General features: G+C 70.8%; 18 protein-coding genes and 1 tRNA gene. 14 read left to right on the top strand and 5 right to left on the bottom strand.

The genetic code is table 11. The annotated features are described in order from the left end of the window. Positions 1–42: 42 nt before the first annotated feature. The 5 genes from AC3IF3_RS09215 (at position 43) to AC3IF3_RS09195 (ending at position 4,605) form a co-directional block, all read left to right on the top strand. Positions 43–567 (top strand): (2Fe-2S)-binding protein, encoded by a 525-nt coding sequence (locus AC3IF3_RS09215; RefSeq protein WP_489228416.1) that lies wholly within the window; start codon positions 43–45, stop codon positions 565–567. Next, positions 564–1,571 (top strand): FAD binding domain-containing protein, encoded by a 1,008-nt coding sequence (locus AC3IF3_RS09210; protein ID WP_243971074.1) that lies wholly within the window; start codon positions 564–566, stop codon positions 1,569–1,571. Before AC3IF3_RS09215 ends, AC3IF3_RS09210 begins: the two co-directional genes overlap by 4 nt. A gap of 11 nt (positions 1,572–1,582) precedes the next feature. After that, entirely contained in the window at positions 1,583–3,835 is a 2,253-nt protein-coding gene (locus AC3IF3_RS09205) for a xanthine dehydrogenase family protein molybdopterin-binding subunit (protein ID WP_489228414.1), read from the top strand. 111 nt (positions 3,836–3,946) lie between these two features. Continuing rightward, a complete protein-coding gene (locus tag AC3IF3_RS09200) occupies positions 3,947–4,384 on the top strand; it encodes an EamA family transporter (RefSeq protein ID WP_489228413.1) in 438 nt (145 codons plus the stop codon). A gap of 65 nt (positions 4,385–4,449) precedes the next feature. Continuing rightward, positions 4,450–4,605 carry a hypothetical protein gene (locus AC3IF3_RS09195; RefSeq protein ID WP_243971080.1) on the top strand — a complete coding sequence of 52 codons (156 nt, stop codon included), beginning with the start codon at positions 4,450–4,452 and terminating at the stop codon, positions 4,603–4,605. Positions 4,606–4,624: 19 nt separating this feature from the next. On the opposite strand, the gene AC3IF3_RS09190 is transcribed toward AC3IF3_RS09195, so the two are convergent. The 3 genes from AC3IF3_RS09190 to AC3IF3_RS09180 all read right to left on the bottom strand — a co-directional run bounded on the left by AC3IF3_RS09190 (position 4,625) and on the right by AC3IF3_RS09180 (position 7,750). Next, entirely contained in the window at positions 4,625–5,305 is a 681-nt protein-coding gene (locus AC3IF3_RS09190) for a glutathione S-transferase family protein (RefSeq protein ID WP_489215358.1), read from the bottom strand. A 73-nt stretch (positions 5,306–5,378) separates the two neighbouring features. Continuing rightward, a complete protein-coding gene (locus AC3IF3_RS09185; RefSeq protein WP_489215356.1) occupies positions 5,379–6,875 on the bottom strand; it encodes a M48 family metalloprotease in 1,497 nt (498 codons plus the stop codon). Between the two features lie 5 nt (positions 6,876–6,880). Further along, positions 6,881–7,750 carry a pentapeptide repeat-containing protein gene (locus AC3IF3_RS09180; RefSeq protein ID WP_489228410.1) on the bottom strand — a complete coding sequence of 290 codons (870 nt, stop codon included), beginning with the start codon at positions 7,748–7,750 and terminating at the stop codon, positions 6,881–6,883. 357 nt (positions 7,751–8,107) lie between these two features. On the opposite strand from AC3IF3_RS09180, the gene AC3IF3_RS09175 reads away from it, so the two are divergent. The 5 genes from AC3IF3_RS09175 to AC3IF3_RS09155 all read left to right on the top strand — a co-directional run bounded on the left by AC3IF3_RS09175 (position 8,108) and on the right by AC3IF3_RS09155 (position 13,171). Then, a tRNA-OTHER gene (locus tag AC3IF3_RS09175) sits at positions 8,108–8,184 on the top strand. A gap of 142 nt (positions 8,185–8,326) precedes the next feature. Further along, positions 8,327–8,734, top strand: coding sequence for a helix-turn-helix domain-containing protein (locus tag AC3IF3_RS09170; RefSeq protein ID WP_243971253.1), 408 nt, complete (start codon positions 8,327–8,329; stop codon positions 8,732–8,734). Between the two features lie 164 nt (positions 8,735–8,898). Beyond that, the gene (gene metK / locus AC3IF3_RS09165; RefSeq protein WP_489215352.1) at positions 8,899–10,077 is read left to right on the top strand and encodes a methionine adenosyltransferase; all 1,179 of its coding nucleotides are present in this window, start codon (positions 8,899–8,901) and stop codon (positions 10,075–10,077) included. A 222-nt stretch (positions 10,078–10,299) separates the two neighbouring features. Continuing rightward, on the top strand, positions 10,300–11,076 hold the full coding sequence (gene trmB, locus AC3IF3_RS09160; protein WP_489228408.1) for a tRNA (guanine(46)-N(7))-methyltransferase TrmB: 777 nt from the start codon (positions 10,300–10,302) through the stop codon (positions 11,074–11,076). A 364-nt stretch (positions 11,077–11,440) separates the two neighbouring features. Beyond that, positions 11,441–13,171 (top strand): sensor histidine kinase, encoded by a 1,731-nt coding sequence (locus AC3IF3_RS09155; protein WP_489228406.1) that lies wholly within the window; start codon positions 11,441–11,443, stop codon positions 13,169–13,171. Positions 13,172–13,190: 19 nt separating this feature from the next. On the opposite strand, the gene AC3IF3_RS09150 is transcribed toward AC3IF3_RS09155, so the two are convergent. Continuing rightward, positions 13,191–14,060, bottom strand: coding sequence for a hypothetical protein (locus AC3IF3_RS09150; protein WP_489228404.1), 870 nt, complete (start codon positions 14,058–14,060; stop codon positions 13,191–13,193). A 253-nt stretch (positions 14,061–14,313) separates the two neighbouring features. Between AC3IF3_RS09150 and AC3IF3_RS09145 the strand changes: the two genes are divergently transcribed. The 4 genes from AC3IF3_RS09145 (at position 14,314) to AC3IF3_RS09130 (ending at position 18,009) form a co-directional block, all read left to right on the top strand. Further along, positions 14,314–14,913 carry a superoxide dismutase gene (locus tag AC3IF3_RS09145; protein WP_244001266.1) on the top strand — a complete coding sequence of 200 codons (600 nt, stop codon included), beginning with the start codon at positions 14,314–14,316 and terminating at the stop codon, positions 14,911–14,913. A gap of 360 nt (positions 14,914–15,273) precedes the next feature. Next, positions 15,274–16,800 (top strand): murein biosynthesis integral membrane protein MurJ, encoded by a 1,527-nt coding sequence (gene murJ, locus AC3IF3_RS09140; RefSeq protein ID WP_243971096.1) that lies wholly within the window; start codon positions 15,274–15,276, stop codon positions 16,798–16,800. 71 nt (positions 16,801–16,871) lie between these two features. Continuing rightward, complete coding sequence (locus AC3IF3_RS09135; RefSeq protein WP_243971098.1) at positions 16,872–17,549, top strand: haloacid dehalogenase type II; 678 nt, start codon at positions 16,872–16,874, stop codon at positions 17,547–17,549. A 106-nt stretch (positions 17,550–17,655) separates the two neighbouring features. After that, the gene (locus tag AC3IF3_RS09130) at positions 17,656–18,009 is read left to right on the top strand and encodes a hypothetical protein (protein WP_409564856.1); all 354 of its coding nucleotides are present in this window, start codon (positions 17,656–17,658) and stop codon (positions 18,007–18,009) included. 275 nt (positions 18,010–18,284) lie between these two features. Here AC3IF3_RS09130 and AC3IF3_RS09125 read toward each other — a convergent pair whose 3' ends face one another. Continuing rightward, positions 18,285–21,572 carry an efflux RND transporter permease subunit gene (locus AC3IF3_RS09125; RefSeq protein WP_489228401.1) on the bottom strand — a complete coding sequence of 1,096 codons (3,288 nt, stop codon included), beginning with the start codon at positions 21,570–21,572 and terminating at the stop codon, positions 18,285–18,287. Between the last annotated feature and the right edge of the window lie 121 nt (positions 21,573–21,693).

The raw sequence follows: 21,693 nt of genomic DNA, 5'->3' as shown, positions 1-21,693 counted from the left end.
TTCCTATCCGGCCCCGCGGCCGGCCCAGATCGTGGACACACCATGCTGTTAGAAAAAAGCCCGCCGGTGCGGGCCGATACCGGCCTCGCCATCACCCTGACGATCAACGGGCAGCGCCGCGAACTCCAGGTCGCACCCTGGACCACGCTCCTCGACCTGCTCCGCGAAAAACTCGACCTCACCGGCACCAAGAAGGGCTGCGACCACGGCCAGTGCGGCGCCTGCACGGTGCTGGTGAACGGCACAAGGGTGAATGCCTGCCTGACGCTGGCGGTGATGAAGGACGGCGCCGAGATCACCACGGTCGAGGGTCTGGCGGGCCTCGGCGCGAGGGCGGGCAGCAACGCCCTCCACCCGATCCAGGAGGCGTTCATCGAGCACGACGCCTTCCAGTGCGGCTACTGCACCCCGGGCCAGCTCTGCTCCTCGGTCGGCCTGCTGAACGAGGGCCATGCCCACACCCGGGACGAGATCCGGGAGGCGATGAGCGGCAACATCTGCCGCTGCGGCGCCTACACCAACATCGTCGACGCCATCGAGGACGTCCTGCAGGGAGCCGGCGCATGAACCGCTTCGACTATGTCCGCGCCGGCACGGTGGCGGAGGCGGTGCAGGCCTATGGGGCGGGCGCGCGGTTCATCGCCGGCGGCACCAACCTGATCGACCTGATGAAGTACGAGGTCGAGAAGCCCGGCCGGCTGATCGACATCACCCGCCTGCCGCTGGACCGGATCGAGGACCACGCGGGCGGCCTGCGGCTCGGGGCGCTGGCCACCAACGCCACGGTCGCCTACGACGAGAGGGTCGCCGAGCGCTATCCGCTCCTGCGCAACGCTATCCTGGCCGGGGCCTCCGCGCAGCTGCGCAACGCCGCCTCCACGGGCGGCAACCTGCTCCAGCGGACCCGCTGCTACTACTTTTACGATACGGCCACGCCCTGCAACAAGCGCGAGCCCGGCTCCGGCTGCCCGGCCATCGGCGGCGTGAACCGCATCCACGCGATCTTCGGGGCGAGCGAGAGCTGCATCGCCACCCATCCCTCCGACATGTGCATCGCGCTCGCCGCCCTGGAGGCGACCGTGCAGGTGAGCGGTCCGCAGGGCGATCGGACGATCCCGTTCGCCGAGTTCCATCGGCTGCCGGGCGACACGCCGGACCGAGACACCACCCTCGCGCCGGGGGAGATCGTGGTCTCGGTCGACCTGCCGGAGAGCCGGTTCCCGCAGCACTACACCTACCTGAAGCTGCGCGACCGGTTGTCCTACGCCTTCGCGTTGGTCTCGGTGGCGGCGGGTCTCGAACTCGATGGCGACACGGTGAAGACCGCCCGGTTGGCGCTCGGCGGCGTGGCCCACAAGCCCTGGCGCAACCGCGAGGCCGAGGCCCTGCTCGCGGGCAAGCCCGCCACCCGCGAGAGCTTCCAGCAGGCGGCCGACCTCATCGTCGCCGAGGCCAAACCGCAATCGGAGAACGGCTTCAAGATCGATCTCGCCCGGCGGGCCATCGTGCGCGGCCTCGAACAGGCCGCCGCCGGCACGCCCCAGTCGCTCAGCGACAAGCGCATCCAGTAGGCACCCCCCCGATGACCCAGACCTTCAGCTCCACCGGCCGCGACACCTTCGTGGGCAGCCCGCGCAGCCGCATCGACGGACCCGCCAAGGTCACCGGACTCGCCAAATACGCCGGCGAGTTCGCCGCCCCCGATCTCGCCTACGGCTATGTCGTATCGAGCACCATCACCAAGGGCCGGATCGCCGCGATCGATGCCACCGCGGCCGAGGCGGTGCCGGGCGTCCTCAAGGTGATCACCCACGAGAACCGGCCGCGCACCGCGTGGCGCGACAAGAACTTCCAGGACGCGGTGGCGCCCCCCGGCTCGCCGTTCCGTGCCCTCTACGACGACCTGATCGTCTATAGCGGCCAGCCCGTCGCCCTGGTGGTGGCCGAAGATTTCGAGACCGCGCGCTACGCGGCTTCGCTGGTTCATGTCCGCTACGAGGCCCAGGACCACGCCACCGACATCAAGGCCCTGCGCGGCGGCGCCTACGATCCGCCGGAGAAGCGCAGCGGCATCAAGCCGCCGCCCGAGCCCTGGGGCGACGCCGACGCCGCCTTCGGTCGCGCGCCGGTCCGCGTCCAGGGCGACTACCGGATCGCCAACGAGCACCACAACCCGATGGAGCCCCACGCCTCGACCGTCGTGGTCGAGACGGACGGGACCTACACGGTCTACGACAAGGTCCAGGGCGTCTCGAACAGCCAGCAGTACCTCGCCGGGGTGTTCGGCCTGAAGCCCGATCAGGTGCGGGTGCTCAACCCCTATCTCGGTGGCGGCTTCGGCTCGGGCCTGCGCCCGCAATACCAGCTGTTCCTGGCGATGCTGGCCGCCCAGGAGCTGAAGCGCTCCGTCCGCGTGACCCTGACCCGCGACCAGATGTGGTCCTTCACCTACCGGCCCGAGGCGCTCCAGACCATCGCCCTGGGGGCCGAGCGCGACGGCACCCTGACGGCCCTCCGGCACGGCGCCGTGCAGGGCACCTCGCATTACGAGGACTACCAGGAGGTCGTGGTGAACTGGTCGGGCGTCCTCTACCGCTGCGACAACGTCGCCCTGACCTACGCCCTGGCCAAGCTCGACACCGCGACCCCCGGCGACATGCGCGCGCCGGGCGCGGTGAGCGGGGTCTTCGCCATCGAGACCGCCATGGACGAGCTCGCCTATGCGACCGGGATGGATCCGATCGCCCTGCGGCTCAAGAACTACGCGGACTCGGATGCCACCGCCGGGGGCAAGCCGTTCGGCTCGAAGGAGCTGAAGAGCTGCTTCGCGCAGGGCGCCGAGCGCTTCGGCTGGGCCAAGCGCAGCCCTGAGCCCCGCTCCATGCGGGACGGGCGGGAGCTGGTCGGCTGGGGCGTCGCCACCGGCGTCTGGGAATCGATGATGATGCAGTCGAGCGCCATCGCGACCCTGACCCCCGACGGGCGGCTGACGGTGGGCAACTCCACCGGCGATATCGGCACCGGCACCTACACGATCCTCACCCAGATCGCCGCCGACACCCTCGGCCTGCCCATGGAATCGGTGACCACCAAGCTCGGCGACACCCGCCTGCCCGAGGCTCCGGTCGCGGGCGGCTCCTGGACCGCGGCCTCCTCCGGCACCGCCGTGATGAAGGCCTGCCGCAACGTCGGCGAACAGGTGTTCAAGCGCGCCCGGGCCATGGAGAACTCGCCCCTGGCCAACGTCGATTTCAACCGCGCCGTGTTCGCGGACGGCCGTATCTCGGTCGCGGGCGATCCGGGCCGCAGCGTCGCCCTGGTGGAGGTGCTGAAGGCGGCCGGACTCGACAAGGTCGAGGCCGTCGAGGCGGCCGGGCCCGACAAGGACTTCAACAAGACCTACGAGGCCTACACCCACTCGGCGGTCTTCGTGGAGGTGAAGGTCGACGAGGAACTGGGGCAGGTCCGGGTGACCCGCGTCGTCTCGGCGATCGCGGCCGGCAAGGTGCTGAACCCCAAGACCGCGCGCAGCCAGATCCTCGGCGGCGTGGTGATGGGGATCGGCTCGGCGCTGGAGGAGGAGTCGATGCTCGACCACCGCGTCGGCCGGTTCATGAACCACAATCTCGGCGAGTACCACGTGCCGGTGAACGCCGACATCTACGATATCGACGTGATCTTCGTGGACGAGGAGGACAAGGCCAACCCCCTCGGCGTGAAGGGTCTCGGCGAGATCGGCATCGTCGGCACGGCGGCGGCGATCACCAACGCGGTGTTCCACGCCACCGGCAAGCGGGTCCGTGACCTGCCGATCACGATCGACAAGCTGCTGTGAGGAGGGGCGGCCGATGTTTCACGGGAAACATCGGCCGCCTGTGAGCCTTGCGATTCGGTACGCGAAGGCCGTCGCAGGCATCGAGCAGCGATCGTCCCGCACGAGATCCCCGTGAGCCACCTTGTGCAATCCTGGCGCTTCTGGGCGCTCGCCGCCGCGGGCTTCGCGGCGCTCACCGCGATCCTCGCCAAGATCGGGGTCACGGGCGTCCAGTCCGATGTCGCGACCTTCGTGCGGACCGCGGTGATCCTGGTCTTTGCCGGGGCGATCGTCCTCGGCTCCGGTCAGGCCGGGGGCCTCGCGCAGATCTCCGGCCGCAGCCTCGTCTTCCTGGTCCTGTCGGGGCTCGCCACCGGGGCGTCCTGGCTGTGCTACTTCCGGGCGCTGTCGCTCGGCGATGCCGCCCGGGTCGCGCCGATCGACAAGCTCAGCGTCGTGCTGGTGGCGATCCTCGGCACCACCCTGCTCGGCGAGACCCTGAGCCTCGCCGCCTGGGCGGGCGTCGCGCTGATCGCGGCGGGCGCCGCCCTCGTCGCCTCGGGCTGGTGAGGGCGCGCACCGATCCGTTAACCCGATCCGCGCATGCTGCAGGTCCATCGCGAAAGGGGACCACCATGGATTGGGTCTACCGCGGCTTCGAGACCTCGCTCCTCGGTCTCGCCCTGGGCCTCGGCCTCGCCGCCTGCCTGACGCTCGGCACCGGGCGCATGCCGGCCGACACGCCCTCCGTCACCCTGCCGATGCTCACGGTGACCGCCCCCGCGCCCTGAGGCGGGGGGCGGCCGATCGTCAGGCGGCGCTCGGGACGGCGCGGAACATGAAGCTCCGGGCCTCGGCGTCCATCTCCGCCTTGAACGTGTGGCGGCCCTTCAGGGCCTCCGCGGCCTGAGCGGCCGGCCGGGCATTGACGGCGTCGAGGTGGCGCTTGACGTTGGGCAGATCCGCGAAGGCGCCCTCGCCGAGGATGAACGGCACCATCCGGGCCCAGCCCCAGACCGCCATGTCGACGATCGTGTAGGTCTCGCCCAGCATGTATGCGCGGTCGGCGAGCCGCCGGTCGAGGATGTCCCAGTGGCGGCGCGCCTCGAACGCGTAGCGCTCGGTGGCGTAGGCGCCGCCGTCCTGGGCGAAGTGGCGGAAATGTACGCACTGGCCGGAGAATGGCCCGATGCCGGTGGCCACGAACATCAGCCAGGACAGCATCTCGCCCCGCACCGCCTCGCCCTCGGGCAGGAACCGGCCGGTCTTGCCCGCGAGGTAGAGCAGGATGGCGTTGGAATCGAACACCGTCACGTCGCCATCGGCGATCGTCGGCACCTTCCCGTTCGGGTTGAGCGCCGTGTAGGCGGGCTCGAACTGCTCGCCCCTGCGCGCATCGACCGGAACCGGCTCGTAGGGCAGGCCCATCTCCTCCAGGCAGAGGGCGACCTTCATCGGGTTGGGGCTGAGATTGTAATAGAATCGAATCACGGCGCTCTCCCTGAACGACCCCGGCAGGATGTCCGGAGTCGGGTCCCGCACAAGCCGCGGCCGCGCAGGACGGCTATTCCGTCACGATCTTGTAGCTGCGGCCAGGCACCAGCGCGGCGCCCCGCTCCAGGCCGTTGAGGACGAGGAACCGGTCGAGCGCCCGGTCCGGCACCGCCATGCGGCGGGCGAGATCCTCGGCGGCGGTCGAGGTCGCCGGCACCACCTGCAGCCGCAGGGGGCGCAGGACGGCCTCGTCGGGCGAGATCGGGCCGAGGGTCTCGATCCAGCGGCGGAAGTCCGGCTCCGGATCGGCGGCGCCCTTGGCGGCCATGATCATCCGGTAGGTCGAGTCGCCGATCCGGATCGCCGCGAGGCGGAAGGTCCAGTCCTTGCCCCGCGAGAGCGCGAAGGCCGCCGGGTGGCCGGACACCTCCCGGGTCTCGAAGCCGGCCGGATCGAACGCGTCGTTCCAGCTCGCCTTCAGCACCGCGTCGAGGGGCTGACCCTCCTTGGCCTCAATCTGGTCGAACAGCAGGCGCCGGCTGCCGTCCGGGGTCGTGCCGAGCACCGCCGAGCGGGTGTTCTCCAGGGCGAAGCCATCCGGCACCTCGAAGGCGATGCCCAGGCCCGGATGGATGAAGCGGTGGCCCCGCACCGCGCCATCGCGGGGGTTGTCGCCGTAGGCGAGCCCGTCCACCGCGGCGAGATAGGCGGCGCGGTCGTCGGTGCCGATGCCCGGCGCGCCGATGCGGCGGGCCGCCCGGGTCACCTGGGTGACGCGCTCGGCGGTGCCCGGATGGGTCGCCAGCATGTCGGGCTCGTTGGCGCTGCCGGCCGCCTTCAGCCCGGTCGAGCGGTTGAGGGCGGTGAGGAAGCGGCCGGCCGCGAACGGATCGTAGCCGGCCTTGGCCAGGGTGCGCACGCCGGTGGCGTCCGCCTCCAGCTCCTGCTCCCGGGAGAAGCGGGCCAGCGCGAAGCGCGACTGGTTCTGCAGCTGCGCCCCGGTGGCCGGGTCGTTCAGCACGTCCGCCACGACCCGGCTGACCAGGGCCGAGCGCAGTTCCAGCTCGCTCCGGGCCGTGGCGTGGTTGAGGGTGACGTGGGCCATCTCGTGCGCCAGCACGGCCGCCACCTCGGAGGTGTCGCTCGCCAGCGCCACCAGCCCGCGGGTGACGTAGAGCCGGCCGTTCGGCAGGGCGAAGGCGTTGACCACGGGGGAATCGAGGAGCGTCACCACGTAGGCCTGGTCGGGCCGGTCGCTCGCCTTCACGAGCCGGTCGGTCACCTCGGTGAGCATCCGCGTGACGTTGGGCGCGCGTGCCTCGCCCCCGAAGGAGGCCACCAGCTTGAGGTGGTCGGCATCGGCGACGCGCTCGCGGCCGGTGGTCCGCGGCGCCTCCGCGGGCACCCGGATCACGGCCGGCTGCACGGTCGCGGCGGTCTGGTCGGCCACGCAGGCGCCCAGGGCGAGGCCCAGGACCGCGCACACGGCCAAGGCCCCGGCCCGGGCCGCCGCCGAACCGGGCGGGAACCGTCCCGCCACCCGAAACACCCCCGTGATCCCGCCCATCGCGATCAGCGCCGCAGCCCCCCGTCCGTCTCCGGTCCGGCCTCCGGCCGGTCCGCCTCGCCCAGCACCTCGATGGCGTCGGCACCGGCCTCCAGGGTCGGCCCGCGCCGGACGTCCAGGATGCCGCGCACCCGCACGGGCCGGCCTTCGAGCGAGGCCGCACTCAAACCACGGGCGCGCACCATTCGCCAAGTGCGTTTCGATACCGTGACCGTGAGCCCGTCCGCGCCCCGGGGCGCGAAGTCGAGATAGGTCCGGGCGCCGCGCTCGCCGACATGGCGCAGCCGGCCCTCCACCACCGCGAAGCGCCCGGCGAGGGCCCGCAGCGCCGGACCGTCGGTCGCGGCCGGAACCGGCGCGCGCCACAGGCCGAGCCCGTTCCTCCGCGCGGCGGCCTCGACCAGGCGCAGGGCCGGGCGGCAGAGCGAATCGGCCTCGTTCGCGTCCGCGAAGGCGAGGCCCGCGCCGATCAGGCCGCCCGCGAGGTCCGCGTCGCCCTCCGCGACCTGGATGTCGGCCCGCCTCCGGTCCCAGCGGTCGGGCGGCCCGCGCGGCGTGACCACGAGGGCGGCACCCCGCCGGGCGTCGAGCCAGGCCCGCGCCGCGGCGGCGGCCTCCGGCGCGTCCGGCCACCGCACGGAATCCAGCACGACCCGGGCGCCCGACGCGAGGCGGATCTCGCCCCGGAGCCCGATCCCCTCGAGGATCTCGGCGCGCGCCGGTTCCGCCAGGCACTCCGATGCCCCGGCCCGCGGCGCCGCCCGGGCCGGGAACCCTGCCAGGAATGCGGCCACGAGGGCCGCCATGAGCGCCGCTATGAGCGCCGCCGCCAGCGTTCCCCCGATCCGCCCCGCCGATCCCGCATGTCCGCGCATCGAACACCCCGGGACATCATGCGCCCTGAACGCGCCCTGTCCACCGGGCGTGTTGGCCTGCGGCGGTGAGGATGCTAAGGAGACGGCGGTTGTCTCCGTAGCTCAGCTGGACAGAGCACAGGTTTCCTAAACAGGCTCAATTGGGCGTCGCGCCGGGAAACCGCGCGGCGGATCCGCTCAAAGTCGGGGAAAGCTTCCGGCGCCGGCGCTTCGTCGTCCGGCACCCTGCCGATCCCGAGCCAAGCCCGCGCGGCGCGTCCGCGTCCCGTGGGAAGGTGTAGAGACTAGACGGGCGGCACCTACCGGCCGGGCGCGAGCCCGGCCCAGGGTGAAGGGATAGTCCAGGCCACGAACGCGGTCCTCGGGGCGCGGCGGCGAAAGCCGAAGTGGTATGAAACCTGGGGTCGCAGGTTCGAGCCCTGCCGGGGACGCCATCATTCAAATCCAGGGATGCCGCAGGTCCCGGCGGCCCGGGCCGATCGTCATCCGCAACGACGGCGTACCGGTGACAAGATCCCTGGTCCGCGCTAAGCTTCGCTGCCGAGAATCAGGGCAGAGGGGGTGGGCGAGCACTTCATGGCGGGTCAGAAAACCGATCAGCGCGACGTTTATGTCGGACAGCGCATTGCCGAGCAGCGGCGGAAGGCATCCCTGACGCAGCGTCGCGTTGCGCAAAGCTTCGGTATGTCTGCGGCTCAGCTCCAGAAATACGAGAAGGGCACCAACCGGATCAGTGCCGTCCATCTCGATATCTTCTCGCGGATGACCGGAGTACCGATGGATTACTTCTTCAAAGGCATGCCGCGCACGGATGACTTCATCGCACCGGGTTTCGGCGAGCGGGAGCAGGCGTCCCTGTCCGAAGGCGGCCTGAAGGGATTGGCCGAGGTCGTGGGACGCCACATCACGGAGAACTTCACCGAGGAGACCCGCCGCGACGTCGCCGACGCCATCCGGGCGCTGGAGAGCAAGCTCGGCGGGTAAGTGGTCGACCGCAGGGCGGGCGTTTTTCCACTCATATCGTCCGTTATAGCGGATCCGTTCGGCGATCCGGCTTGACCGGGCTCGGACCGGGTGCGAGAACCGCGGCCCCAAGAAGGGTCAAGCGCCGCGATCGCGCCGGCGTGCTCTGCAGCCGAGGGCGTCCGATGCCGCGTTCCAACTACCTGTTCACCAGCGAGTCCGTTTCCGAGGGGCATCCGGACAAGGTCTGCGACAGGATCTCGGATACTGTGGTCGATGCCTATCTCTCGGCGATGCCCGAGGCGCGGCTCGGCGTCGAGACGCTGGCCACCACCAACCGCATCGTGATCGCCGGCGAGGTCCGCGGGCCGGATTCGGTGACCTTCAAGGATCTCGAGGCCCTGACCCGCGAGGCGGTGAAGGATATCGGCTACGAGCAGTCGGGCTTCCACTGGAAGAACAACGACGTCGCCATCCACCTGCACGCCCAGTCGGCCGACATCGCCCAGGGCGTCGACGCCGCCGGCAACAAGGACGAGGGCGCGGGCGACCAGGGCATCATGTTCGGCTACGCCGCCGACGAGACCCCCGAGTTGATGCCGGCGCCGATCTTCTACGCCCACCGGATCCTCAAGGACCTCGCCGACGCCCGTCGCGCCAAGCAGGGCGATGCCGCCAAGCTCGGCCCCGACGCCAAGAGTCAGGTCACGGTCCGCTACGAGAACGGCCGCCCGGTGGAGGTCACGCAGATCGTGCTCTCGACCCAGCACCTCGACGAGTCCCTGGACTCGGCGGACGTGCGCGCCATCGTCGAGCCCTACATCCGCAAGGCCCTCCCGGAGGGCTGGGTGAACGAGGGCACGGCCTGGCACGTGAACCCGACCGGCAAGTTCGTGATCGGCGGTCCGGACGGCGATGCCGGCCTCACCGGCCGCAAGATCATCGTGGACACCTACGGCGGCGCGGCGCCCCATGGCGGCGGCGCCTTCTCGGGCAAGGATCCGACCAAGGTCGACCGCTCGGCCGCCTATGCGGCCCGCTACCTCGCCAAGAACGTCGTGGCGGCCGGGCTCGCCCGTCGCGCGACGATCCAGCTCGCCTACGCGATCGGCGTCTCGAAGCCCCTGTCGATCTACGTGGACCTGCATGGCACCGGCACGGTGGACGAGGCCAAGCTCGAAGCCGTCCTGATGGACGCCATGGACCTGTCGCCCCGCGGCATCCGCACGGCGCTGGCCCTCAACAAGCCGATCTACGCGCGCACCGCGGCCTATGGCCATTTCGGCCGCGCCCCGGAGGCCGATGGCGGCTTCTCCTGGGAGCGCATCGACCTCGCCGACAAGCTGAAGTCGGCGCTGGCCTGAGCCTCCGCGCCAAGCCCGCCGGACACCCGGCGGCCTTGGCGCGACCGCCGACGCATCCGCCAGCGCACCGTCCCGGATCGGAGACGGTGCGCTGGCGTTTTTCTGAGGGCTGGTTTCATAAGGTCCGGGACCTTTTGCGGGTGCCGGGCCGAGCCCTGCTTCGAGGCCGCGCGCCCCTTTGAAACCCGTCCTGGCCGGGGCCGGACGACGCGTTGGAAACCGATGTCTGACCTGAACGGAGGGCCCGGTCGCGAGGCCGGGGAGCCGGAGCGTGCCTTCTTCGGGCGCCGCAAGGGCAAGCGCCTGCGCGGTCAGCAGGAGCGGCGGCTCGCCGACCTGCTTCCCGCCCTGCGGGTCGACCTGCCGCCGGAGAACGGGCCGCTCGATCCGCGCACGCTGTTCCCGGCCCTCGGCGGCGACCCGGAGGCGGTCTGGCTGGAGATCGGGTTCGGCGGCGGCGAGCACCTCGCCGCGCAGGCCGAAGCCCATCCCGGCATCGGCATCATCGGGGCCGAGCCCTTCGTCAACGGCGTGGTGAAGCTGCTCGCCGCGATCGAGGCGCGGTCCCTGCGCAACGTCCGCATCCGCGATGCGGACGTGACCGCGCTGCTGGCGCGCCTGCCGGATGCCTGCCTGGATCGGGTCTACCTGCTCTATCCCGATCCCTGGCCGAAGCGCCGCCAGCGCAAGCGCCGCTTCGTCTCGGACGGCTCCCTCGCCGAGATCGGCCGGGTCCTGAAGGATGGCGGCCTGTTCCGCTTCGCCAGCGATATCGACGATTATGCCGGCTGGACCCTGGTCCGGGCCGCGCGCTGCCCGGTCCTGGCCTGGACGGCGCGGGCTGCGCCGGATTGGACGCGGCCCTTTCCGGGCTGGCCCGGCACCCGCTACGAGGCCAAGGCGCTGGAAGCGGGCCGGCGGCCGACCTACCTGGAATTTGCCCGCCTGCCGCGCGGCTCTCGGGCGCTCGCCGCCGGAGCGGAGACCGGTTCGGCGTAGGCGAGCGCGGAGAATCAAGGACTTAGGGCCGTTCGCGATGGCAACGCGGTCGGGAACGGCTCTGGGGCATCGTCCCGAAAGAGGGCTGCCGGCTATCGGGAAAAAACGAGATCGTTCAAAAAGTTAGCGCGTCGTGCCGGTTCGGATATCCGGTACGATGTGCTAGGAAACGGCCTGGCGTGCGGTCACGCACCGAACCACCTTCCGCGGCGGCGGGCCCGCGGGGATCGCGCGCCGCATTCCCGGAGGACACCTTGCCACGGCCAGGCTCGGGCGCCATCCTGAAGTGCGGTCGCGGCTCGCGCCAGGCGCGGGGCCTTCCCCCTGCGGGAGCGCGCCAGGGCGCGGTCGAGGATTCGTTCAAGTGAGTGAGCGGGTGGGGCAGGGTTCGGCGGCGGACGACCCGTATCGCATCGGCTTCGAGGAGGCCGCGATCGGCCTCCTCGTGCTGTCGGCGGACGAGACCGTGATCGTCGCCGCCAACCGGACGCTGCACGACTTGGTCGGCTGGGCGCCGGGCACGCTGCCCGGGCAGGCGGCCGCCGCGCTGCTGGGCGAAGGGTCGGGAACCGAAGGGCCCGGGAGTCTTCGCGCCGGCCTCCAGTACTGGCGGCGCGCGGATGACAGCCCCCTCGACGTGCGGGTGCGCCGCACCGGTCATACCCTCGTGGTCGAGGCCGTCGACGTGGACGTGGCCGCCCATTCCGAGGCGAACCGCGAGGCGCTGGCTGCGGCCGGCCTCGGGGAATGGCGCTGGGAGCGGGCGACGGGCCTGCTCACCCTGTCGCGCCGGGCCGCGCGGATCCTGGGCCGCCCGCCGGGCCGCTCCGTGTCGTGGGACGCGCTGAAGACCGGCCTGTCCGAGACGGAACTGGTCCGCCTGAGCGCGATCATCGCGGAGGCGAGCGCGGCCGGCGAGCCTTACCAGTTCGACACCCCCACGACGGTGGCGGGGCGCACGGTGATCCTGCGGGTCCGCGGGCAGGCCGTGCCGGGCCCCGACGGCACGCCCGCCAGCATGGTCGGGATCATCCAGGACATCACCACCCGGGTCGAGGCCCGGGACGAGATCCTGTCCCGCGACCAGCGCCTGAGGGTCGCGACCACGATCGCCAAGCTCGGGATCTTCGAGTGGCACATGCTCGAGGATCAGGCGATCTGGGAGAACGAGCACATGTACGAGATCTTCGGGCATGCGCCCGAGGACGGCACCATCGGCAAGGCCGAGTTCCTCAACGACATCCTCCATCCGGAGGACCGCCCGGCGGTGCGCAAGGCGATCTCCCGGGCCCTGCGGGAGGACGGGATCCTGCAGATCGGCGGCCGCATCCGGCGCAAGTCGGACGGCGTGTGGCGCACGATCGACATGGCCGGCCGGTTCGAGCGCGACGCCCCCGGCCGGCTGCCGCGGCGCCTGATCGGCGTGGTCGCCGACGTGACCGACCGGCGCATCGCCGAGGAACGCCAGAGCCTGCTGATCCGCGAACTGCACCACCGGGTGAAGAACACCCTGGCCACCGTCCAGGCCATCGTCGGCTCCACGGCGCGGACGGCGTCGAGCATCGAGAGCTTCTACGAGGCCTTCGTCGGGCGCATCAAATCGCTGGCCCACACCCATTCGGTGCTCACCGAGGACACATGGCAGACGGCATCCCTGGCCAACCTCCTGCTCAACGAGCTGAAGCCCTACGCCGAGGTGGCGCAGGAGGACGGCGCCGAGGGCCGCATCAGCCTCGAAGGACCGGCGATCGACCTGCCCTCCGAGGTCGCCGTGCCGATCGGGATGGCGATCCACGAACTCACCACCAACGCCGCCAAGTACGGGGCGCTCTCCAACCGCACCGGGCGGGTCGCGGTGGAATGGTCGCTGGAGCCCGGCGGCACGGCCGGCATCCTGCGCTTCTCCTGGCGGGAGACCGGCGGTCCCCGGGTCGCACCGCCGAGCCGCCAGGGCTTCGGGTCGCGCCTGCTGCAGCGGGTGCTGATCACGCAGGTCCAGGCCGAGGTGGTGACCGACTACGCCCCCGGCGGCTTCTCCCTGACCATGCGCGCCCCGATCCCGCCGCGCAACGACAGCCTCAACCCGTTGGTGTGACCCGCCCGCCGGCGGCGCCTCAGGCCGCGCCCCGCGTGCCGGACTCGCCGCCATTGTCCACGAAGGCCTTCAGCTCATCGAGGGACGCGAAGGTGAAACGGCCCTGCGGCGTCTCCGCCTCGATCGATCCGTTCTCGAACATCACGTAGGTGTTGCCGCCGGAGGCGTAGCGGCCGACCACGGTGCGCGCGTCCGGCTTCGGGGCGGGCGGTGCGGGTTCGGGCACCGTGTCGAGGCTCGGACGCAGGGACGGCTCCGGTTCCGCAGGGGCCTCGGGCGCGGCGAACAGGTCGTCCTCGGGGGCGGTCACGGGTGCGGGCGGGGGCGTCTCGGATCTGGACACGTCCGGCCTGGGCACGTCCGGCTTGAGCCCATCGAGCTTGGGCCCGTCAGGCTTGGGCTGGAGGATCGGCGCCCGCGCCAGGGATGGCGGCGCGGCGGGCATCGGCTCGGCCCGGGTCGGCGGCTCGATCGGCGGCGGGGCCGGTGCGGGCTCCGCGTCCGTCCGGACGTCCAGACTCGGCGCGATCCGGGGACGTTCCGGATCGAAGGGCGGCTCGACCACCGACGGCACGATGAAGGCCGGGGCGGTGGGCATGAGCGGCGGCGGCCGGATCCGGCCCTCCACGGCAGAGGCGGCGACGGTGTCCCGCACCCCGGATGCCGGGGCCTGCTCGATCGCCCGTGCGACGCGCCGGAAGGCGAGGGCGAGCACGCCGAGCCCTAGAAGGACGGCCCCCGACGACGCCGCCACCGAGCCCGCGATCACCATCGCGAGGCCGCTCTCCAGACGCACATAGGGGAAGCCCTGGATCACGGCGGCGCAGCCGCCGATGATCATGGCGGCGGCGAGCGCGAACAGCGCAGCGATCATGATACTCTCTGGCACGTGCCGGCTCCCAGCCGGCGCTCAAGGCGTGGCCTACAGTAAGGCCTGGCCGTCATATTGCAAAACCATACGGCGATATCCCCCGGGATACCGGACTCCGCCGCCGCCCGGCGGTCCGCGATCCCGGAACTTCGCGCCCGCCCGACCGCGCCCGGCGTTGCCCTCGCGCGGCCCCCGACTTACCTAGCGGTCTCTCGACTCGGGCGCCCCCGCCGGGACCGAGGCTGCCCCCTGCCAAGCGGAGACAGACGCGATGACCTTCACCCTGCCGGAACTGCCCTACGCCTACGACGCGCTCGGGCCGTACATGTCGAAGGAAACCCTCGAGTTCCACCACGACAAGCACCACAAGGCCTATGTCGACACGGGCAACAAGCTGCTCGAGGGCACCGATCTCCAGGGCAAGAGCGTCGAGGAGATCGTCAAGGCCGCCTACAACACCAATCAGCCGCTCTTCAACAATGCCGGCCAGCACTACAACCACATCCACTTCTGGCAGTGGATGAAGCCCAACGGCGGCGGCGCCATCCCGGGGGCGCTCGCCAAGAAGATCGACGAGGATCTGGGCGGTGCGGAGAAGTTCAAGGCGGACTTCATCCAGGCGGGCATCGGCCAGTTCGGCTCGGGCTGGGCGTGGCTCGCCGTCAAGGACGGCAAGCTCGCGATCATGAAGACCCCCAACGGCGAGAACCCGCTGGTCCACGGCGCCAAGCCGATCCTCGGCGTCGACGTGTGGGAGCACTCCTACTACATCGACTACCGCAACCGCCGGCCCGACTATCTCAAGGCGTTTATCGAGAACCTCGTGAACTGGGAGCACGTGGAGAAGATGTACGCCGAGGCGACCGCCTGAGGCGGCTTAGAGCCGTGCCCGATCGCGTCGCAATCGTGCGCGGCTCCAAGCCCTTGGTGTGACGCGCTCTCGTGCGCCGAACCGGTATCCACTTCGGCGGAGAGCGCTTGAGCGGCTGCCGTGGGCCCTGTGTCCGCGGCACCCTTGAGGTGACGCATGAAACCGGCTCTTGATGCGCCCGACGCCGGATGACCCGGTGAAAAAAGGTTCGGCCATTCCTTTGTTGCGCGACGCTTCCGGCTTCACCCCCTCCCCCCTTTGCGGGGGGAGGGAGAGGCACGGAGCCGGTCACTCCTATTCTTCAACGTCGGGTGCTTCCGGCAGTCTGCTACGGCAGCCGTCCCGGCGGCATCCCCGCCCATGATCCGCTCCATCCTCTCGGTCGGCGGCTGGACCCTGGTCTCGCGCGTCACCGGCTTCGCCCGCGACGTGGTGATGGCCGCCGTGATGGGCGCCGGCCCGATGACCGACGCCTTCGTGGTGGCGTTCCGGCTGCCCAATCATTTCCGCGCGATCTTCAGCGAGGGGGCGTTCAACACCGCCTTCGTGCCGGCCTATGCCGGGCTCGCGGAGGCGGGCGCCCCGGGGGAAGCGCATCGCTTCGCCGACCGGGTCTTCACCCTGATGCTGATCGTGCAGCTCGTGCTGCTGAACCTCGCCCTGCCGGCGATGCCCTGGGTGGTGCGCGCCCTGGCGCCGGGCTTCGCGGAGGACGGCGCGCGCTTCCAGCTCGCGGTGGCGCTGACCCGCATCACCTTCCCGTACCTGCTGTTCATGACCCTGGTGACGCTGCTGTCGGGCATCCTCAACGCCCACCGGCATTTCGCCGTGGCGGCCGGGGCGCCGATCCTGCTGAACCTCGCCATGCTGGCCGCCCTGGGGTTGAGCGCTTTGTTCCCGAACGCCGCCTACGCGGCCGCCTGGGGCGTCGCCGTCTCGGGGGTGCTCCAGTTCGGCCTGCTCTGGTGGGGCTGCCGCCGGGCCCGGGTGATGCCCGACCTCGCGGTGCCGCGGGCCGATCCGGCGCTGAAGCGGTTCTTCGCGGTGCTCGGGCCGGCGGTGATCGGCTCCGCCGGCTTCCAGATCGCGGCCTTCGCCGACACGATCATCGCCAGCTGGCTGCCCACCGGGGCGGTCTCGGCGCTCTACTACGCCGACCGGCTCTACCAGCTCCCCTTCGGGGTCATCGCCATCGCGGCCGGCACCGTGCTCCTGCCCGAGATGAGCCGGCGGATCGCCGCCGGGGACGTCGCCGGCGCCCACGCGGCCCAGAACCGGGCGGCGGGGTTCTCCCTGGCCCTGTCGGCGCCGTTCACCGTGGCGTTCCTGACCATCCCGGGCCTGATCATGGCGGCCCTGTTCCAGCGCGGCGCCTTCAGCGCGGAGGATGCCGCCCGGGCCGCCGCGGTGCTCGCCGCCTACGGCTTCGCGCTGCCGGCCGTGGTGCTGGTGCGCAGCGCGGTGGCGAGCTTCTACGCCCGGCAGGACACCAAGACCCCGCTCTGGGCCTCGCTCACGGCGATCCTGGTCAACGTCGCCCTGAAGCTCTGGCTCACCGGCCCCTACGGCGTCACCGGGCTGGCGCTGGCCACCGCGGTCAGCCAATGGGTGAACCTGGTGCTGCTCCTCGTCCTGGCCAGGCGCCGGAACTGGACGGCGCCGGGGCGGACCCTGGGCCTCACCGTCGCCGGGGTCGCGCTCGCCTGCCTGGGCCTGGCGGCCGTCGCGGTCTATGGCGAAGGGCTCGCCCAGACCCTGGTGCCGGCCCTGCCGCACGGGCGTGAGCTCGCCGTCCTGGCGCTGCTGGGGCTGGCCGGGGCCGTCGTCTATGGCGGGCTGCTGGCGGGCCTGCTGCACCTGTTCGGCCTGCGCCTGCGCCGGGCCTGAGCGGACCGCGTCGGGCTCGCCATCGGGCGTCCCGGCCCCAGATCGGGAAAGAGCACCCAGTGAGGACCGCCATGACCGACGCCAAGGACCTGCTCGCGGGCGTGAAGGCCGTCCTGTTCGACGCCTACGGCACGCTGTTCGACGTCAACGCCGCGGTCCAGCGCTACGCCGCCGCGGTCGGACCGGACGCGGCCCACCTCTCAGAGGTCTGGCGCAACAAGCAGCTCGAATACAGCTGGACCCTGTCGCTCATGGGCCGCTACGCGGCCTTCTGGGACCTGACCGTACAGGCCCTCGACCATGCCCTGGCGCTCCATCCCGGGGTCGATCCCGGCCTGCGCGAGCGGCTGCTCGACGCCTATCGCGACCTCGACGCCTATCCGGAGGTGCCGGGCGTCCTGGCGGCCCTGCGCAAGCGCGGGATCCGTACCGCGATCCTCACCAACGGCAACGCCGCGATGGTCGACCGGGCCGTGGCCTCGGCGGGGCTCGCCGACCACCTCGACGCAGTCCTGTCGGTGGACGACGCGCAGGTGTTCAAGACCCATCCCGACGCCTACCGCAGCGCCCTGACGCGCATGGCGGTCGGGGAGGGCGACGTCCTGTTCTGCTCCTCGAACCGGTGGGATGTGGCCGGGGCCCGCGCCTTCGGATTCCGGACGGCCTGGATCAACCGCAAGGGGCTGCCGGACGAGTACGCCGATCTCGCGCCGGCCGTCGTGGTCGAGAGCCTCGACGGGCTGCTCTGACTCCGTCCGGCCGGACCGATCCGTTTCCCTGGCACACGATCGAATTGGGCCGCTTCGGGGATTTTTAATCCTCCCGGTGTTGGATCATCCCCAACACGAACGGGAGATGTTGCGCGTGTCCTTCAACGGTTCCTTCACGATGATCCGCGCCGGGGCCGCCGCCCTCGCCGCGACCCTGGTTCTCGGGGCCGTCGCCCCGGCCACCGCCCGCGACCAGACCGGCGCCATCGTCGGCGGCCTCGCGGCCGGCGTGGTCGGCGGCGTGGTCGGGAGCGCCCTCATCAACGGCGCGAACCCGCCCCCGCCGCCGCCGGAGTACCGCCCGCGCCGCGTCGTGGTCGAGGAGCCCGAGCCCGTCGTGATCCGCGAGCGCCGCGGCCCGATCTGCCACTACGAGCGCCGCAAGGAATGGCTCGGCGACGGCGAGTTCACCTATCGCCGCGTCGAGGTCTGCGAGTAGGTCCCGCCGACCCGGCGTCCTGTCTCTTGCGCAGGGCCGTGGCGGTCACACATCGCTTCCGGATGCGGGCAACGGCCAGCCCCGGGAGCGTCTCCCTCGCTGAGCTACGGGCGACACAGGTTTGAGGCACCGGCCCTGTTGCAGGCCGCGACCGGTCCCCTCTCCCGCTCCTGAGAGGGGACCTGCGCCTTGTGCGCCCATGGCATGATCACGGCGACGGTCGCACCCCGTGTCGTCCGTAGCCCGCAGGCGAGAGGGCCGTGCGTTTCCGCGCGTCAGGCCGCGGCCTGGCCCTCGGCCCGGTGATCCGCCCCGAGGTAATCCTGCACCGGCTGGGCCGGGCCGCCGCGCATCAGCACGTAGAGGAACGGCACCAGCAGCAGGGTCGCCGGGGTGGCGAAGGCGATGCCGCCCATCACGGCCCGGGCCAGCGCGGCGTTCTGCTCGCCGCCCTCTCCGGTGCCGAGCGCCATCGGGATCAATCCCAAGAACATCGCCGAGGCGGTCATCAGCACCGGCCGCAGCCGGGTCTCGCCCGCGGTGATCGCCGCCTCCAGGGCGCTGCAGCCCGTGGCCTCCCGGTGCTCCTTGGCGAAGGTGACGAGCAGGATCGAGTTCGCCGAGGCGATGCCCACGGACATGATCGCCCCGAAGATCGACGGGATCGAGAAGGCGGTGCCGGTGACGAACAGCGCGAAGGTGATGCCGCAGAACGCCATCGGCAGGGCGGCGATGACCACGAACGGGTCACCCCAGGTCTGATAGTTCACCGCCATCAGCAGGTAGACGGCGATCAGCGCGACGCCGAGACCGAGCTCCAGGCGGAAGAAGGCCGAGCGCATGTTCTCGATCTGGCCGCGGACCGCGATCCTGTCGGGCGCCTCCAGATTTTTCTGCTCGTCCTGGACGACCGCATCGATGTCGCGGGCGACCGAGCCGAGGTCGCGATCCTGGACCGCCGCGTAGATGTCGAAGGTCGGCTGGATGTTCACGTGGCTGATCATGGTCTGCGTCGGCGTCCGGCGCAGGTCCGCGAGGCTGGAGAGCAGCGTCAGCACCCCCGGACCCGAGCTCGAAGTCGCGGCGGCGCGCACGAACATCGGCGTGTTGCGCAGGTCGGTGAGCGAGGCGTTGCGGTATTCGGGCGTCTGCACCCAGAGCTGATACGGGATGCCGGTCTTGGGATCGGGCCAGAAGTTCGGCGTCACCTGGTAGCTGCCCGACAGGGAGATGTTCATGTTCTGCGCCACCTGCTGCTCGGTGAGCCCGAGTTCGGAGGCGAGGCGCCGGTCGACGTCGACGTAGAATTGCGGCTCGTTGACGATCTGCTGCAGGTGGACGTCGACGAGGCCCTTGGTGTGCTTCAGCCGCTGGACGATGCGCTGGGCGACCTCCAGGTCCTTCTCCGGGTGCCGGCCGGAGACCTGCACGTCGATCGGGGTGATGACGCCGAAGTTCAGGATCTGGGTGATCATGTCGGCCGGCTGGAAATAGACGGTCACGTCGGGGAAGCGCTTCATCAGCACCTCGCGCAGGCGCTTCGTGTAGCCCGCCACCGAGCCGTGGCCCTCCTTGAGGCTGACCAGCATCTGCCCGTCGTTGTAGGAGACGAACGAACCGTCCGAGAAGGCGAAGTTGTAGTTGTTCGACGGCAGGCCGATGTTCTGGAGGATCTGATCGATCTCGTCCGGCGGGATCACCGCCCGGACCGTGTCCTCGACCTGGGCGAAGACCTGCCGGGTGGTCTCGATGCGCATGCCGGTGCGCGTGCGCAGATGCATGGTCATCTGGCTCGCCTCGATCTGCGGGAAGTAATCCTGCCCGACGAAGACGAACAAAGCCCCGGTCATCGCCAGCACGACGCCGACGACGCCCAGCGTGACGATCCGGTGGCCCAGCACCGCGTGCAGCAGGCCGACATAGCCCCGGTGGAACCGCGTGAAGCCGCGCTCGAAGCCGGCATGGATGCCGCCGAACAGCCGCATCAGCGGGGCGCCGACGAGGCCGACGGCCCGGGCGATGCGGCCGCGCCGGGCCGGCGCCTCCCGGTTCTCGTCCCGGTCCTTGGCGTGGTTCTGGCGGTATTCCGGCGCCACGATCACGTCGATCATGAGCGGCACCAGGGTCCGCGACAGCAGGTAGGAGGTCAGCATCGCGAACACCACCGCGAGCGCCTGCGGGGTGAACAGGTATTTCGGCGTGTCGGTGAGGGCGAAGACCGCCGTGAAGGCCGCGCAGATCGACAGGGTCGAGATCAGCGCCGGCTTGGCGATGCCGGCGGCGCCGTGGACCACGCTCTCGCGGAACTCCTCGCCCTCCTCGAACAGCCGGTAGGTGTTCTCGATCGCCACCGTGGCGTCGTCCACCAGGATGCCGACCGCGAGCGCGAGCCCGCCCAGGGTCATCACGTTGATGGTCTCGCCGAGGGCGGCCAGCACGGCGAGCGAGGTCATCACGCAGAGCGGGATCGAGATCAGCACGATGATCGTCGAGCGCCAGGAGCCGAGGAACAGCAGGATCGCGAGCCCCGTCAGGGCGGCTGCGGTCAGGGCCTCGTGGAGCACGCCCTCGATGGCGTTCGAGACGAAGACCGACTGGTCGAACAGCTGCTTGACCGAGAGCCCCTCGGGCGCGGCCGCCCGGATCGTCGGCATCGCCGCCTTGACGTTGTTGACGACGTTGAGCGTCGAGGCGTTGCCGTTCTTGATCACCTGCATCAGCACGGCCTGCTGGCCGTCGGCGCTGACGACGTTGACCTGCGGCGGCCCGCCATCGCGGACGTAGGCGACGTCGCGCATCAGCACGGGCTGGCCGGCCACCACCTTGATCGGCGCGAGGTTGAGGGTCTCGATCGAGGGCGGGGTGGCGTTGAGCTGGACCGGGTATTGCTGCTCGCCGATCTTGGTGAGCCCCGACGGCACCGTCAGGTTCTGGGCCGTCATGGCGTTGGTGACGTCGAGCGGCGTCAGGCCGAGCGCCTGGAGGGCGTTGAGGTCGAGATCGACCATGATCTGCCGCGGCGCCCCGCCGAACGGCGACGGCAGGGTCGAGCCCGGGACCTGCGCGAGGGTCTGGCGGATCCGATACTGGGCGTAGTCGTAGACCTCGTTCAGGCTCTGCTTGGCCGAGGTCAGGGCGAGCTGGATCACCGGGACCGAGGAGGCGGAGTAGCGCACGATCACCGGCGGCTGGGTGCCGGTGGGCATCACCGCGCGGATCGAGTTGGTCGAGGAGACCACCTGGGCGATGGCGAGATCGATGCTGACCGAGGGGTCGAAGTAGATCCGCTGCACCGCCGTGCCCTGGAGCGTCGTCGACTCCATGCGGCGGATGTTGTTGACGTTGTTGGAGATGCCGTACTCGGCATAGGTGGTGATGCGCTGTTCCATCTCCGGCGCGGACAGGCCGGTATAGGTCCAGACCACCACGACGACCGGGATATCGACGACCGGCAGCACGTCCTTGGGCGTGACGAGGATCGCGCCGACGCCGCCGAGCATCATCAGCACCGCGAGCACGTAGGTCGTGATCCGGAACTTGAGGGCGTAGAGGACGAGGCCCATGCGGTCTCCGCCGGCCGGCACCGGGCCGGATTCTTCGCATCGCGTGCCGGTACATCGGACACCCGAATTGATTCGCTATCATGTCCGGCCAGGCAAAAAGCGTGCGGCTTCGCCGCAGGGG

The sequence above is a fragment of the Methylobacterium sp. J-118 genome (assembly GCF_057836565.1).
The sequence above is the reverse complement of the archived record's forward strand: the minus strand, read 5'-3'. Positions and strand labels throughout refer to the sequence as shown.

What these genes read in the sequence shown, in the direction of transcription:
- AC3IF3_RS09180 (WP_489228410.1), bottom strand. Translation starts at nt 7,750, where the DNA reads ATGCGCGGACATGCGGGATCGGCGGGGCGGATCGGGGGAACGCTGGCG.
- AC3IF3_RS09185 (WP_489215356.1), bottom strand. Translation starts at nt 6,875, where the DNA reads ATGGGCGGGATCACGGGGGTGTTTCGGGTGGCGGGACGGTTCCCGCCC.
- trmB (WP_489228408.1), top strand. Translation starts at nt 10,300, where the DNA reads ATGTCTGACCTGAACGGAGGGCCCGGTCGCGAGGCCGGGGAGCCGGAG.
- murJ (WP_243971096.1), top strand. Translation starts at nt 15,274, where the DNA reads ATGATCCGCTCCATCCTCTCGGTCGGCGGCTGGACCCTGGTCTCGCGC.
- AC3IF3_RS09205 (WP_489228414.1), top strand. Translation starts at nt 1,583, where the DNA reads ATGACCCAGACCTTCAGCTCCACCGGCCGCGACACCTTCGTGGGCAGC.
- AC3IF3_RS09210 (WP_243971074.1), top strand. Translation starts at nt 564, where the DNA reads ATGAACCGCTTCGACTATGTCCGCGCCGGCACGGTGGCGGAGGCGGTG.
- AC3IF3_RS09130 (WP_409564856.1), top strand. Translation starts at nt 17,656, where the DNA reads ATGTTGCGCGTGTCCTTCAACGGTTCCTTCACGATGATCCGCGCCGGG.
- metK (WP_489215352.1), top strand. Translation starts at nt 8,899, where the DNA reads ATGCCGCGTTCCAACTACCTGTTCACCAGCGAGTCCGTTTCCGAGGGG.
- AC3IF3_RS09170 (WP_243971253.1), top strand. Translation starts at nt 8,327, where the DNA reads ATGGCGGGTCAGAAAACCGATCAGCGCGACGTTTATGTCGGACAGCGC.
- AC3IF3_RS09195 (WP_243971080.1), top strand. Translation starts at nt 4,450, where the DNA reads ATGGATTGGGTCTACCGCGGCTTCGAGACCTCGCTCCTCGGTCTCGCC.
- AC3IF3_RS09145 (WP_244001266.1), top strand. Translation starts at nt 14,314, where the DNA reads ATGACCTTCACCCTGCCGGAACTGCCCTACGCCTACGACGCGCTCGGG.
- AC3IF3_RS09125 (WP_489228401.1), bottom strand. Translation starts at nt 21,572, where the DNA reads ATGGGCCTCGTCCTCTACGCCCTCAAGTTCCGGATCACGACCTACGTG.
- AC3IF3_RS09135 (WP_243971098.1), top strand. Translation starts at nt 16,872, where the DNA reads ATGACCGACGCCAAGGACCTGCTCGCGGGCGTGAAGGCCGTCCTGTTC.
- AC3IF3_RS09215 (WP_489228416.1), top strand. Translation starts at nt 43, where the DNA reads ATGCTGTTAGAAAAAAGCCCGCCGGTGCGGGCCGATACCGGCCTCGCC.